The sequence below is a fragment of the Prosthecobacter gellanilyticus genome (genome assembly GCF_007992435.1).
Taxonomy (GTDB): Bacteria; Verrucomicrobiota; Verrucomicrobiia; order Verrucomicrobiales; family Verrucomicrobiaceae; genus Prosthecobacter; species Prosthecobacter gellanilyticus.
In genome coordinates, this window is sequence record NZ_BKAG01000086.1 from 1 (window position 1) to 13,049 (window position 13,049).

12 protein-coding genes are annotated in these 13,049 nt (G+C 60.3%); 9 read left to right on the top strand and 3 right to left on the bottom strand.

What is annotated here, in order from left to right; genetic code table 11:
- Positions 1-51: 51 nt before the first annotated feature.
- The gene (locus BGE01nite_RS27860) at positions 52-1,503 is read right to left on the bottom strand and encodes a DUF1501 domain-containing protein (protein ID WP_246145812.1); all 1,452 of its coding nucleotides are present in this window, start codon (positions 1,501-1,503) and stop codon (positions 52-54) included.
- A 149-nt stretch (positions 1,504-1,652) separates the two neighbouring features.
- Here BGE01nite_RS27860 and ku point away from each other — a divergent pair, with 149 nt between their 5' ends.
- From ku to BGE01nite_RS29655, 6 genes are all read left to right on the top strand, one after another.
- Complete coding sequence (gene ku, locus BGE01nite_RS27865) at positions 1,653-2,537, top strand: non-homologous end joining protein Ku (RefSeq protein WP_146856065.1); 885 nt, start codon at positions 1,653-1,655, stop codon at positions 2,535-2,537.
- A 9-nt stretch (positions 2,538-2,546) separates the two neighbouring features.
- Positions 2,547-4,163: a non-homologous end-joining DNA ligase gene (gene ligD / locus BGE01nite_RS27870; RefSeq protein ID WP_146856067.1), complete on the top strand. Its 1,617-nt coding sequence runs from the start codon at positions 2,547-2,549 to the stop codon at positions 4,161-4,163.
- Positions 4,160-5,068, top strand: coding sequence for a non-homologous end-joining DNA ligase (gene ligD / locus BGE01nite_RS27875; RefSeq protein ID WP_146856069.1), 909 nt, complete (start codon positions 4,160-4,162; stop codon positions 5,066-5,068). Before ligD (BGE01nite_RS27870) ends, ligD (BGE01nite_RS27875) begins: the two co-directional genes overlap by 4 nt.
- Positions 5,069-5,151: 83 nt before the next feature.
- Positions 5,152-5,304, top strand: a complete 153-nt coding sequence (locus tag BGE01nite_RS27880) for a DUF3309 family protein (protein ID WP_146856071.1) — start codon at positions 5,152-5,154, stop codon at positions 5,302-5,304.
- A 147-nt stretch (positions 5,305-5,451) separates the two neighbouring features.
- Entirely contained in the window at positions 5,452-5,814 is a 363-nt protein-coding gene (locus BGE01nite_RS27885) for a PQQ-binding-like beta-propeller repeat protein (protein WP_170267124.1), read from the top strand.
- 31 nt (positions 5,815-5,845) lie between these two features.
- Complete coding sequence (locus tag BGE01nite_RS29655) at positions 5,846-6,610, top strand: outer membrane protein assembly factor BamB family protein (protein WP_343203747.1); 765 nt, start codon at positions 5,846-5,848, stop codon at positions 6,608-6,610.
- 15 nt (positions 6,611-6,625) lie between these two features.
- Here BGE01nite_RS29655 and menB read toward each other — a convergent pair whose 3' ends face one another.
- Both menB and BGE01nite_RS27900 read right to left on the bottom strand, forming a co-directional pair.
- On the bottom strand, positions 6,626-7,438 hold the full coding sequence (gene menB / locus BGE01nite_RS27895; RefSeq protein WP_146856077.1) for a 1,4-dihydroxy-2-naphthoyl-CoA synthase: 813 nt from the start codon (positions 7,436-7,438) through the stop codon (positions 6,626-6,628).
- Between the two features lie 171 nt (positions 7,439-7,609).
- A complete protein-coding gene (locus tag BGE01nite_RS27900; protein ID WP_146856079.1) occupies positions 7,610-8,524 on the bottom strand; it encodes a PfkB family carbohydrate kinase in 915 nt (304 codons plus the stop codon).
- A 158-nt stretch (positions 8,525-8,682) separates the two neighbouring features.
- Here BGE01nite_RS27900 and BGE01nite_RS27905 point away from each other — a divergent pair, with 158 nt between their 5' ends.
- The 3 genes from BGE01nite_RS27905 to BGE01nite_RS27915 all read left to right on the top strand — a co-directional run bounded on the left by BGE01nite_RS27905 (position 8,683) and on the right by BGE01nite_RS27915 (position 12,725).
- Positions 8,683-9,957, top strand: coding sequence for an OmpA family protein (locus BGE01nite_RS27905; protein WP_146856081.1), 1,275 nt, complete (start codon positions 8,683-8,685; stop codon positions 9,955-9,957).
- 81 nt (positions 9,958-10,038) lie between these two features.
- Positions 10,039-11,472, top strand: a complete 1,434-nt coding sequence (locus tag BGE01nite_RS27910) for a hypothetical protein (protein ID WP_146856083.1) — start codon at positions 10,039-10,041, stop codon at positions 11,470-11,472.
- A complete protein-coding gene (locus BGE01nite_RS27915; RefSeq protein ID WP_146856085.1) occupies positions 11,469-12,725 on the top strand; it encodes a valine--pyruvate transaminase in 1,257 nt (418 codons plus the stop codon). The genes BGE01nite_RS27910 and BGE01nite_RS27915 overlap by 4 nt, the downstream gene beginning before the upstream one ends.
- Positions 12,726-13,049: the final 324 nt, after the last annotated feature.

The following is a 13,049-nucleotide window of genomic DNA, read 5'->3' on the forward strand; positions in this document are numbered from 1 at the left end:
CCCTCAACTGCCCCGCGACAAACTTCGTCATTCGTCATTCCGCTCCAGCGGTCACACCATCTGCATCTTCGTATACGGATTCCCTTCGTTCATATCAATGCGCTCAGGACGTCCTTTGTATTTATAAACGAGCTTCGTGTGATCCACGCCCATGAGATGCAGGATGGTCGCGTGCAGGTCATGCACGTGCATCTTCTGCTCGGCAGCACGCAGGCCCAGCTCATCCGTGGAACCGACTGTCTGCCCGCCTTTGATGCCGCCGCCGGCCATCCACATGGTGAAGCCGGTCGGGTTGTGGTCGCGACCATCGCCCTTCTCGCTCATCGGCGTGCGACCGAACTCGCCGCCCCAAACCACCAGGGTTTCATCCAGCAGACCGCGAGCCTTCAAGTCCATGAGCAGACCCGCCACCGGCTTGTCCGTCTCATAGCAGTACTTCGTGTGATTCTCCTCGATCTTGTCATGCGCATCCCACTTGCTGCCAGCGCCTGAGTAGAGCTGGATGAAGCGCACACCACGCTCCACGAGGCGGCGTGCCAGCAGGCAGTTGCGGCCAAAGGTGGCTGTCTTCGGATCATCCAGACCGTAGAGCTTTTTCGTGGCCTCAGACTCGCTCTTCAGATCCACGGCTTCAGGAGCCTGCGACTGCATGCGGAAGGCCAGTTCATAGGCCTTGATGCGCGCATCGAGCTGCGTGTTGTCCGTGCGCTCACGACCATACGCGCTGTTCATCTTCGCGAGGAAGGAAAGCTTCGCCTGCTGGCGGTCCTGGCTCACGCTTTTCGGTGCGGTGAGGTTGGCGATCGGTGAGCCATCAGGCTCAAACTGCACGCCCTGATACACTGCCGGCATGAAGCCAGCGCCCCAGTTGCGCACACCGTTCACCACCTGGGAGTCGCTGTCCTTCAGCACCACAAAGGCCGGCAAGTTCTGGTTCATCGTGCCCAGGCCGTAGTTCACCCAGGCACCGAGCGATGGACGACCGCCAAAAATGCTGCCCGTGTTCATGGAGCACACACCGCCCGCGTGGTTGATGCCGTCTGACACGCAACTGCGGATCACGCAGAGATCATCGGCCATGCGCGCTGTATGCGGCAGCCAGTCGCTGATCCACAGACCGCTCTCGCCATGCTGTTTCCACTCACGCTTGTCCGTGAGCAGCGGCGCGCGGCTCTCGCCCATGGCCGTGATCACATTGCCAAAGCTCGGCGGCAGTTGCTGTCCGGAAAGCTGGCGCAGCAGAGGCTTCGGATCAAAAAGGTCGATGTGGCTCGGCCCGCCCTCCATGAAGAGGAAGATCACGCTCTTTGCCTTCCCCGTGCGATGCGCCAGCTTGGCCGACATCGGGCTCGCTGGAGCGCCACCGGCATCGCCGAGCGCCGCCAAGGCCGAGTCCTCGCCCATGAGCGCCGCCGCTGCCAAAGCACCAAACCCGCCCCCCGCGCGACGGAGGAAATCCCGGCGGTTCGTCATGGTTTCGTAATGGGGAATGGAAGTCATCATCGGCTAATACAGGCGGTCAGGGCAGGTTCTTGGACAGGAAATTCGCACTTTTGCTGAATGCCGGGCCATTCCTCAGAGCAGCTTTGCGGCTGGCCCTCAACGGATTGATACGCCCGAGGCCCTGGTGAACCACGATTCATGGTAGTCCTATGAGAGCGATTTGGAAAGGCACCATCAGCTTCGGCTTAGTTTCCATCCCAGTGTCGCTGTATCCAGCGATCCGGCGAGAGGAACTGCAGTTCCGCCTGCTTCGCGGCTCCGATCTCAGCCCGGTGAACTACAAGCGTGTGGCTGAGAAAGACGGCAAGGAAGTGCCCTGGGACAAGATCGTGAAGGGCTACGAATATGAAAAAGAAAAGTTCGTGGTCCTGAAGGACGACGACTTCAAACGCGTGGACGTGGAGGCGACCCAGACCGTGGAGATTCTGAACTTCGTCGCGCTCGATCAAGTGAATCCCCTGCTCTTTTACAAGCCTTATCACCTCGAGGTCGGCAAGGGCGGTGGCAAAGCCTACATGCTGCTCCGGGACGCGCTGAACAAGACCAAGAAGATCGCCATCGCGCGTGTCGTGATCAAAACCCGCCAGCACTTGGCCGCGATCAAGCCGCAGGAAAAAAGCCTCATGCTGGAGCTGATGCATTTCCCAGACGAGCTGCGGGACATGTCCGAGCTCAAGGCCCCCGAGGGCAAGGCTCCGCTCAAGACCGAGATCAACATGGCGGAGAAGCTGATCGAAAGCATGACCTCGCCCTGGAATCCGGAGGAATACAAAGACGAATACCGCGAGGCCCTGGAAGATCTGATCGAGGACAAGATCAAGCATGGCGATCCCAAGCCCGTCAAAGCGGCGAAGACCAAGCGTGCGTCGAATGTCATCGACCTCATGTCCGTGCTTCAGGAAAGCCTGGCGGCTTCCAAATCCAAGCCTGCCTCATCGACCAAGCACCCCGCCAAAAAGGCGGCTTCGAAGAAGCCTGCGGCCACCAAGCAAGCCGCCGCGAAACACTCCAAGAGCCGTAGAAAGGCGGCGTGATGACAGCCCATGTCTCTGCGCGAGTACAAGAGGAAGCGGGACTTTAAAAAGACGGCGGAGCCTCGTGGCAAGCGCGAGGCTCGCAAGGGCAAGAACATCCGGCGCTTTGTCATCCAGAAACATGAGGCCTCGCATCTGCACTATGACTTCCGTTTGGAGCTGGATGGCACCTTGAAGTCATGGGCGGTGCCGAAAGGCATCCCCTTCAAGAAAGGCGAAAAACGCCTCGCGGTTCATGTCGAGGATCATCCGGTCTCCTACATCGACTTTGAAGGCCCCATTCCCAAAGGAGAGTACGGCGGCGGCACCGTCATGGTGTGGGATGCTGGCACCTACGAGCCTCAATCCAAGGCTCCATTGAAAGAGCTGGCCGGAGGCAAGCTGCACTTAACCCTCACCGGCAAGAAGCTGAAGGGCGAATGGTATCTCGTGCGCCTTCGCGATGAAAAGCAATGGCTGCTCATCCGGGGTGGCGATGACATGAAGCCCGTGAGCAAACGCATGGACGACACGTCAGCAGCTTCCGGCCGTAACATGAAGCAGCTCGCGAAGGCAGAGCCATGGTCTTCAGATCGAAAGAAGAAAACGACGACGACCAAGAAGACGGCACGCAAGGCAGCATCACCACAGCCAAAGGACCGCACCGCCGCGCTCAAGCAATTCGTGGAGCCGATGAAGGCCAAGGCAGTCACCACAGCGCCCACCGATGACGGCTGGATCTATGAGATCAAGTTCGATGGTTTTCGATCTCTCGCCATCAACCACAGCAAGAGCATCGCCCTCCTCTCGCGCACTGAGAAGGACATGACGGCGAAGTTTCCCGAAGTCACCGAGGCCCTGGAGAAGCTCAAACTGCCTGACTGCATCCTCGATGGCGAGATCGTGGCGCTGGATGAGAAAGGCCGCACCTCCTTCCAGATGCTGCAGGCCTATGAGCTGCATCAGGAGCAGCCGCCCTTGTGCTACTACGTCTTTGATCTGCTGCGCTTGAAAGGCAAGGACCTCACGGATCTGCCGTTGTTGAAGCGTAAAGAAGTTCTTCGTCGCCTCTTCAAGGACAACGACATCATTCGTTATTCCGCCTCCCTGGAGGGCGAGGCCGAGACTCTGCTCAAGCACGCCAAGAAGCTCGGACTCGAAGGTCTGATCGGTAAACGGAAGGACTCCGAATATGAAGTTGGGAAGCGCAGCGGTCAGTGGATCAAGCTGAAGCTGAATCACGAGCAGGAAGTGGTCATCGGCGGCTACACGAAGCCGAGCGGCAGCCGCATGCATTTCGGAGCCTTGATCGTCGGTGTGTATGTCGACGATGAGTTTCAGTGCGTTGGCAAGGTAGGCACCGGTTTCGACTCACGTTCGCTGCGCGAACTGCATGGTCAGTTCAAGCCGCTGATCCAGAAGAAGTGCCCCTTTGCCAATCTTCCCGCCGAGAGCAGTGGCCGCTGGGGACAAGGGATCACAACCTCAGAGATGAAGAACTGCACCTGGCTAAAGCCCAAGCTCGTCTGCCAGGTCAAGTTCACCGAATGGACCCGCGACCAGCGGCTGCGCCATCCTGTGTTCATCGGCATGCGCGAGGACAAACCCGCGCGCGAAGTGAAACGCGAACGCATCACCTCCGCATGAGCAAGAAAACCCAGCTTGAGATCGAAGGTGTGGAGGTCCCGGTCAGCAACCTGGACAAGGTCATGTATCCCGAAACCGGCTTCACCAAGGGTGACGTCATCGACTACTACATCCGCATCGCCGAGCATCTGCTGCCGCATCTCAAAGCCCGCGCGCTGACTCTGAAACGCTACCCGGATGGCGTGAACAAATTCTTCTTTTATGAGAAGCAGTGCCCCGCGCATCGCCCGGACTGGATGAAGACCACCCGCGTGGCGAAGACGGATGGCCAGATCGATTACTGCGTCATCGACACTCTTCCGTCTCTCGTCTGGGCTGCGAACCTCGCCAACCTGGAGTTTCACACCTTCCTCCATCGCAAGACCGCCGTCACGCGCCCCACCGCACTCGCCTTCGACCTGGACCCCGGCCCGCCAGCGGACATTCTCACCTGCTGCAAAGTGGGTTTGTATTTGAAAGACTTCTTTGAAGCCTTGGGGCTTCAGTCATTCCCCAAGACTTCCGGTTCCAAAGGCATGCAAGTCTATGTGCCGCTGAACACGGCCGTGACTTATGAAAAGACCAAGGCATTTGCACTAGCCGTGGCGAAGGCCCTGGAGACACAGTTTCCAGATTTGGTGGTGTCCAACATGCTCAAGAAGCTCCGCAAAGGAAAGATCCTCCTGGATTGGAGCCAGAACGATGATCACAAGACCACCATCTGTGTTTACTCACTGCGTGCGAAAGATCATCCCACCGTCTCCACACCTTTGACCTGGGATGAAGTGGCCTCTGCCTTGAAGCGAAAGAAGAAGCTCTCCTTTGAGACCAAGGATGTGCTCAAGCGCGTGAAGAAGATGGGAGACCTCTTCGCTCCCGTGCTGACGCTGAAGCAGAAGCTTCCAGCCATCCAATCGATCGCCTGAGACTAACCATCAACGCGTCTAAGGCGTGGATATTCTTATCACTTGCTGACGTCCGAATGATCGAGCAGTCGCGAACTAGAGGCATGAACACGATCCTCGTCATCATCCTCATTCTTCTGCTTCTCGGTGCCCTTCCCACCTGGCCCTACAGCTCAGGCTGGGGATACTATCCAAGCGGAGGCCTTGGCCTTGTGCTGCTGATTATCATCATCCTGGTCTTGCTGGGCAAGATCTAGAAACCAGGCATATTCCAAGCCATTGCCTTCGGCTTGAATCTGCGCTTGTATCATGGGCCGTCCGTTTCCCGCATGTTCAGGTATTCCTGGCGGGGAAGGGCGGCCATTTTCATTTCACCTTCACGCAAGCTGATGCCTGGGATCACCATGAATGCATACCTCAGAACTCTGTTCCTCCTGGCATTGAGCTTCGCTCACGGCATCAGCCTTGGTGATGGGGTCGACTGGCCTGGATACCAAGGTCCACGCGGCAACAGCACGACTCCGGAAGCAGACTGGCGCAAGGAATGGCCCGCCGATGGTCCACCTGTCCTCTGGCGCGCTCAGGTCGGCATGGGTTTAACCAGTTTTGCCGTTGCAGGAAATCTGGCTTACACGGCGGGAAACAATGGAGAAGACCAGGACACGATCTTTTGCTTCGATCTCACCACGGGCAAGACCCTCTGGAAGTACGACCTGCACACTCCCACGAAGAGCCACGCGATGCCCACTTCTTTGCCTGAACTCTGAAGACAGCAAGCTGCTCTGGAAGAAGGACCTGATCTCCGATCTCGGCGGGAAGCGCCCCGTCTACGGCTACTCTGGAAGCCCCACGGTACATGCTGGTCGTCTCTACCTGGATGTCGGAGGCGCGGGAAAATCCACCGCCTGCCTGGATGCCAAATCCGGCGCTGTTATCTGGCAGACCGGCGATGGTGAAGCTGGCTACAGCACTCCAACCTTGGTGCGTGATGGCGAGGTCCTCATGCTTTTCAAAGGCGAGGCCCTGGAACTACGACGCGCCAAGGACGGTCACCTTCTCGCGAGTCACGCCACCACCACGCGTGACTTTTGCAACTGCGCCACGCCGCTGCTTTTTGATGACACGCTCTTCATCAGCCACACGGGCAACATGGGTGCCCGTGCTCTGGCTTGGAAAGGCGACACACTCACCGAACTCTGGAGTGACCGCGACGTGGGTCTGCTCTTCCACAGCGGACTGCCCTGGAAGAAGAATGTGATGGTATTCAATGACCAGGTTCGCGGCAGCAATGACATGCGCCTGATCGACGTGACCACTGGCAAGGCCCTCTGGCAAAACAACGAGATCCCCAAAGGCACTGGCCTGCTCTGTGATGATGGTCACGCCATCCTGCTCACCAGCATGGGTGAACTGGTGCTGGCCAAGGTGAAGGAAGATGCCCTGGACATCATCTCCCGCGTTCAAGCTCTGCCCGCCAAATGCTGGTGCCAGCCCGTGCTCAGCCACGGTCGCCTGCTTTGCAAAAACAATGCAGGCGAGGTGGTCTGCCATGATCTGAGGTGATGCCGCCCCCGTGGCTTACGGCACTCTCTTGAACTTCTTAAAGTTAGGCTTCCGCTTCTCCACAAAGGCGGTTTTGCCTTCTTTGGCTTCCTCGCTCATGTAGTAGAGCAGAGTGGCGTTGCCCGCGAGATCCAGGAGGCCCATCTGGCCATCACAATCAGCATTCAGAGCGGCCTTGAGACAGCGCAGCGCCAGAGGCGAATGCTGCAGCATCTCGCGGCACCACTGCAGAGTTTCCGTTTCCAACTCAGCCAGCGGCACGACCTTGTTCACAAGGCCCATAGTAAGGGCCTCCTGGGCATCATACTGGCGGCAGAGATACCAGATCTCCCGCGCCTTCTTCTGACCCACGATGCGCGCCAGATAACTGCTGCCGAGACCACCATCAAAACTGCCGACCTTGGGTCCCGTCTGGCCAAAGCGCGCGTTGTCCGCCGCGATGGTGAGATCACACACCACGTGGAGCACATGACCGCCGCCGATGGCGTAACCCGCCACCATGGCGACCACAGGTTTGGGGAGGGTGCGGAGCTTGCGCTGCACATCCAGGATGTTCAGACGCGGCACACCGTCATCGCCAATGTATCCGGCATCACCACGCACCTTCTGGTCGCCGCCCGAACAAAAAGCTTTGTCACCTTCACCACAGAGGATGATCACACCCACGTCCGGATCTTCATGCAGAATGTCCAGCGCGATGAGCATCTCCTTCACCGTCTGCGGACGGAAGGCATTGCGCACCTCAGGCCGGTTGATCGTGAGCTTGCCGATGCCGTCCTCGGTTTTCTCGAGCTTGATGTCTTTGAAGGTTTTGATCGAAGTCCACATAGGAGGGGAAGGGGGAAGTTTGCAGTTGTTGGCCGTGGTTTGCTATTGCTTGCAGTTGTTTGACAGAGCCGGAGAGAAGGCCGCTTACGGATGATTGGAAGCGGTTTGAGAAACAACGGCAAACCACAGCCAACAACTGCAAACCATTGCAAACGGCCTCCCGGCTTTCACTCAGAAGCTCGTGTACTTCTGCAGCTCGGCGAGACGACCGGCCACATCGTCCTTCGTCACTTTCTGCAGCTTGTGTGTGCTGAAGGCCTCGCAGGTGTAGCTGGCGGTCACGCTGCCGTGGACCACGGCGGAGCGCAGGTCGTCAAAGGTCGGCTTGGTCTTGCCATTGGCGGAGAGCCAGCCGGCCATGCCGCCCAGGAAGCTGTCGCCAGCGCCTGTTGGGTCAAACACGGAGTCCAGCGGATAAGCGGAGCAGGAGAAGAAGTCCTCAGGCTTCTCGCCGAAGAGGTAGCTGCCGTGCTCACCGCGCTTCACCACCACGAAGCGAGGTCCCTTGGCCTGCAGCTTGCGGCCGGCTTCGATGAGGTTCGTCGTGCGAGCAAATTCCTTGGCCTCGCCGTCATTGATCACCAGCAGGTCGATCTTCTTCAGCACGTCATGCAGGCGCTCATTGGCGATGCTGATCCAGAGGTCCATCGTGTCAGCGATCACGAAATCCGCGCCCGTGCATTGCTCCAGAGTCTGGAGCTGGTTGTCCGGGCTCATGTTCGCCAGCACGGCGATCTTCGCGCCAGCGCCATCGGCGGACACCTTGGGTGCCCAGCTTTCCAGCACGTTGATGCCCACGGCATGGGTGGTGCGGTTGTTCATGTCCTGGTGGTATTCACCGGTCCAGGTGAAGGACGCACCGCTGCTGCGCTCCAGGCCGTCCAGCGTGATGCCCTTGCTGCTCAGCAGGCTCAGATGCGCCTCAGGAAAGTCATGCCCGATGATGCCCACCAGGTGGATCGGCTGGGTGAAGATGCTGGCAGCCAGCGCAGCGTAGGAGGCGGAGCCGCCCAGCAGGTTGTCCTGCGCGTCCTGCGGGGTTTTGACATTGTCCAGGGCGACGGTTCCGGCGATGACGACTGACATGGTGCGTGGGAGAGGGGCTGAGCGTTTAGTTTGGAGATGTGAAGGAAGGATTCCTTGCTTGCCACCACCGGGCACCATGGAAAGAGTACCCAGCGGGAGGGGGCGCGGAGTATCCGTGGTCGCTCCTGTGTGTCAATCGCTCTTCCCTCCCCCCTGTCATGCGCTTCACCGTCGTCCTCTTCTTCATCGCGCTGCTGCCGGTGATGATGCTGGTCCACTGGTGGGACTTTGAGGAGCGCCAGCAGCCGAAGCTTCGGGACCATGTGGAAAGGATCCTGAAAAAAGCCGGCATCCGCGGTGCCACTGTGGACCTGCGCTACCTGGATCTCAGCATCACGGGCGATGCCCCGGACGAGACCTCCATCACCACCGCCCGGCAGCAGATCCGCGAGATCGGCGCCCTCCGCCTGATTAATGACCGCCTCAGCATCCTCGCCCGGCTGAAGGCCACGCTGAATGAGGATCAGCAAAAGCTCTCCCTCGAAGGCTGGATGCCCGATGCCGCCGCCACGGAAGGCCTGCGGGAGTTCCTCCAGACCATTCGTCCCGATCTGCAGATCCATGTCGAAAGCGTCCAGCTCTCCCACCTCGTCCGTCTCCCCGAGGGTGAAAAACTGCCCCTGCGTGCAGACAGCCCCATGCTCCAGCCCATCGTCGGCGCCATGCATGTGCCCTCAGCGCTGTCCATCACCCGCAAGGACGGCCGCCTCATCATCAGCGGCATGGTGCCCTCTGAAGCGCTGAAAATGTCCATTATTGACGCCATCCGCTCCGGTCCCCACGGCCTGCCCGTGGAGGCCGATAAGCTCCGCGCCACCACCTTTGCCCTGGCCGCCCCCTTCACCTCGGAGGAGGTCATCGTCCCCTTCCTGCGCAGCTTCTACGGCACCCTGGCTCCGGGAGACTTCAGCGTGCATGCGGATGAAAACCCCCGCCTCTCTGCAGATGCCACCCGCACCCTGGAAAGCGCCTGGCTCACCTACCTCCGCCCCATGACCAAGGGCCGCCGCGCCGAGATGGAGCTCACCTACTTCCCCTCCCGCTTCCACTTCCCCGGCCGCCGCATCGAGACCGCCCTTCCAGAGGACTCGCTGCAAACTGTCCGCGATGTGCTCACCGGCCAGTTCTTCGTCTTTGCCCCCGGCAGTGCCACCCTGCATGCGGAGGAGCAGGCACGCCTGGCCAGCCTTGTGCCTGCCCTGCTTTCCGCCGGCCCCGCTCTGAAGCTCATCGTCGGCGGCCACCCGGACCCCGCCGGAGATTTGAAGGTGGAGGCCGCCCTGGCCCGCCGCCGAGCCGAGCAGGTCGTCTCATTCTTGATCGAACAAGGCACGCCAGCCGCTGAAATTCAGGCCGTGGCCTTTGATCCCGTGCCTCTCGGCACCAAACATGCACCCGCCCAGATCCGCAGCGTCGAAATCCTCATCCAGTAAAAGCATCAGCCCCGAACAGCGAACTGAGAACCGTGAACCTCAAACCGAGAACAGCGAACCGAGAACCGTGAACAAAGTCCCATGAAGATCGAGTTTCCCGTCCTCGAATCCGAGCCGCTCATCTACTTCCTGCTGCACAGCGGTGTCTTTGTGCTGGCCCTGGCCTGCGTGTTCTTCATCCTCGGCCTCTGGATGGGCGCCGCCATCTGGGGCCGCTATAAAAAGCAGCTCAACAATGCCCGCGTGGAGATCGCCGGGCAATTCCAGGAGATCGCCGTTCTGAAGCGCAAGCTCGCCGAACAAACGATGCGACCATCCTCCGGTCCGCTGCAGCCTCCGCCGGCCCTGCTCACTGAGATCCTGCCCGCTGTGAATGAGATCTTCCCGGAGCGCAGCTCATCGGAGAGCCAGACTCGTCCGCCCACGCTCTCGTCTCGCTCCATGCCCTCCGCGGCCTCCGCGAGATCCAGCTTCGAATCCTCCGTCGCACCCGCGCTCGCGCCCTTGTCCCTGGCTTCGGATCTCGCTCCATCACCTGCCGCGCCTTCTCCGGCACCGGCACCTGCGAAACCCATCCCCGTCGTTCCAGCCTTCGCCCCGGCACCCACGGCTGCTCCCATCATCCATCTCACGCCGACTCCCGCGCCGCTGGTGTCCGTGGCGGATGCGGAAGCCCATGCTGATCCCGTCTTGCCAGCGCCTATGCCGGGCTCCGCCTTGGGTGCATCTTCAGCAGCCATCTCCGAACCTCCTGCCAACAAGCGCAAGACCGCCGCCATTCGTCGCCCCACGGTTCGTGTGAAGCCCAAGAAGGAAGCCACCGAACCCACGACCCAGCCTGCGCTTCCCTCCGCTCTGGAGCCAGACACCGCCCCCGAGGTTCCAGAATCCCCGGAAGACTCCGAAGACTTGGCCGAGTCCTTCCTCCTCCCGGACTCCCCCGAACCTCCGCCTGCTCCCACAGCCCCTTCCCCTGCCTCCACATCCGAGTCCCCTTCCCAAGTGGAGCCGGAACCCGCTGTGCTTTCCAAAGAGGAAGATGAGCTTGAGCCCGAGGATGAAGACGATGACGTGGCCCCCTTCGGCTTCCTGCTGGGGGATCCTCCAGAGCCCGCCACACCCTCCATGTCCACCCTGGCGGAGATCCTGAAAAATGCCGCTGCCGAGGTCAAATCCATCTCCCAGTCTGCAGCAGCAGTCGCGGCTCCCGCACCTGCCCCTCTGCCTTCCATCCCCGCCATTCCCAGCGTGCTGCCGGAGTTCGATCCCTCGCTCGGCCTGATCTACAAGATCACCCCGCCGGAGAAAGACGACCTCACCCGCATCAAAGGCATCGCCACCGTGCTGGAAAAGCGCCTTCACGATCTCGGCATCTACACCTGGCGCCAGATCGCTTCGTGGGAAGACAGCCACGTGCGCGAGTTCTCCAGCCGTCTTGCCTTCAAAGACCGCATCGCCCGTGAAAAATGGGTCGAGCAGGCCCGCAGTCTGAATGAAGCTTGCCACAGCGCATGAGCACTCTCCAACTCTCTCACATCGGCCAGCGTCTCGCCGGCCCCAGCGGCATCCAGGAACTCATGGATGACTGCGGCGAAGCCCTCACGCTTTACCCGGACATGCGCATGCTCGGCGGCGGCCAGCCTGCCGCCATTCCGGAGGTGCAGACCCTCTGGCGCCAGCGCATGCAGGAGATGCTGGCCGATGGCAGCGCTCTCGATAAAACACTGCTCAACTACGACCCGCCAGGAGGCAATCCCGTCTTCCGCGAGGCCATGGCCACCTTCCTGAAGCGCGAATGCGGATGGGATGTCACGCGCGAAAACATCGCCGTCGTGCCGAGCAGCCAGACCGGCTTCTTCCTGCTCTTCAACATGCTCGCGGGTGACTCCGCCACCGGCAAGCGGCGCATCCTTTTCCCGCTGCTTCCTGAGTACATTGGTTACGCCAACCAGGCCCTCTGCGAAGGCCAGTTCACCGCCGTCCTGCCACGCATCGAGGAGCGCGGCGAGCACGAGATCAAATACCACATCGACTTCGAAAAGCTCAAGGTCACGCCGGACATCGCCGCCATGTGCGTCTCCTGCCCCACCAACCCCACGGGCAACGTGCTGACCACGGATGAGTTTAACCAATTACGTGATCTCTCGCGTCAGCACGGCATCCCGCTGATGATTGACAACGCCTACGGCCACCCCTTCCCCGGCGTGCTTCACGGCTCCTGGCGTCCGCAGTGGGAGCCCGGCATGATTTTTAGCATCAGCATGAGCAAGGTCGGCCTCCCCGGCGTGCGCAATGCTGTCATCGTGGCCGATCCCGCCATCGTCAAAGCGCTGTCGAACATGAACGCCATCGTCTCCCTCGCGAATGGCAATGTCGGCCAGGCCCTCATGGCTCCATTCCTCACCGACGACCGCCTCATGAAGCTCGGTCGCGATGTCATCCGCCCCTTCTACAAGGAGCGTTCCGACTTCGCCAAAGGCGTGCTCGCGAATGCTCTCGGCAACGAGATTCCCTGGGCCCTGCATGCCCAGGAGGGCGCCTTCTTCCTCTGGCTCTGGCTGAAGAACCTCCCCATCCCCGCTGCCGAACTCTACCGCCGCCTGAAGGCCAAAAAAGTCCTCGTCATCCCCGGTCACTATTTTGCCTATGGCCTCGACCAGGAATGGCGCCACCCCCACGAGTGCCTCCGCCTCACCTACTCCCAGCCCCAATCCATCGTTCAAGAGGGGCTTGAGATTTTGGCGGAGGAAGTGAAGTCACTTCGGTAGCGAAGTCGCGGCAGCCTCGTGGAGTCCGGTGGGAAGTCCCGCGCCTGCGGGACGCGACACCGCTAACGTTCGGACATCATATTTGGTTATGCGAAGGTGCCGTGTGCGGACGAAAACGGGGGAGGGAGCCGATAGGGCGGATAGGTCTTATGGGACGGATGTGATTTATGGGAGTGGTGTAGTTTGCGGGGAAGGCAGGGGCGAGGTCGGGATTGGAAAAACTTGGACCTTTGGGGTGGTGGCGCAGTGTGGTGAGTTTGAGCTTGGGACGAGCACAGCTCGTCCCTGCCGGTGGTTTGGGGGGGGGCGCTGCCGCGCCTGTGA

Excerpts from the sequence above, each read along its gene's own strand:
- BGE01nite_RS27860 (WP_246145812.1), bottom strand. The coding sequence starts at position 1,503 with ATGATGACTTCCATTCCCCATTACGAAACCATGACGAACCGCCGGGAT.
- ku (WP_146856065.1), top strand. The coding sequence starts at position 1,653 with ATGAGAGCGATTTGGAAAGGCACCATCAGCTTCGGCTTAGTTTCCATC.
- ligD (WP_146856067.1), top strand. The coding sequence starts at position 2,547 with ATGTCTCTGCGCGAGTACAAGAGGAAGCGGGACTTTAAAAAGACGGCG.
- ligD (WP_146856069.1), top strand. The coding sequence starts at position 4,160 with ATGAGCAAGAAAACCCAGCTTGAGATCGAAGGTGTGGAGGTCCCGGTC.
- BGE01nite_RS27880 (WP_146856071.1), top strand. The coding sequence starts at position 5,152 with ATGAACACGATCCTCGTCATCATCCTCATTCTTCTGCTTCTCGGTGCC.
- BGE01nite_RS27885 (WP_170267124.1), top strand. The coding sequence starts at position 5,452 with ATGAATGCATACCTCAGAACTCTGTTCCTCCTGGCATTGAGCTTCGCT.
- menB (WP_146856077.1), bottom strand. The coding sequence starts at position 7,438 with ATGTGGACTTCGATCAAAACCTTCAAAGACATCAAGCTCGAGAAAACC.
- BGE01nite_RS27900 (WP_146856079.1), bottom strand. The coding sequence starts at position 8,524 with ATGTCAGTCGTCATCGCCGGAACCGTCGCCCTGGACAATGTCAAAACC.
- BGE01nite_RS27905 (WP_146856081.1), top strand. The coding sequence starts at position 8,683 with ATGCGCTTCACCGTCGTCCTCTTCTTCATCGCGCTGCTGCCGGTGATG.
- BGE01nite_RS27910 (WP_146856083.1), top strand. The coding sequence starts at position 10,039 with ATGAAGATCGAGTTTCCCGTCCTCGAATCCGAGCCGCTCATCTACTTC.
- BGE01nite_RS27915 (WP_146856085.1), top strand. The coding sequence starts at position 11,469 with ATGAGCACTCTCCAACTCTCTCACATCGGCCAGCGTCTCGCCGGCCCC.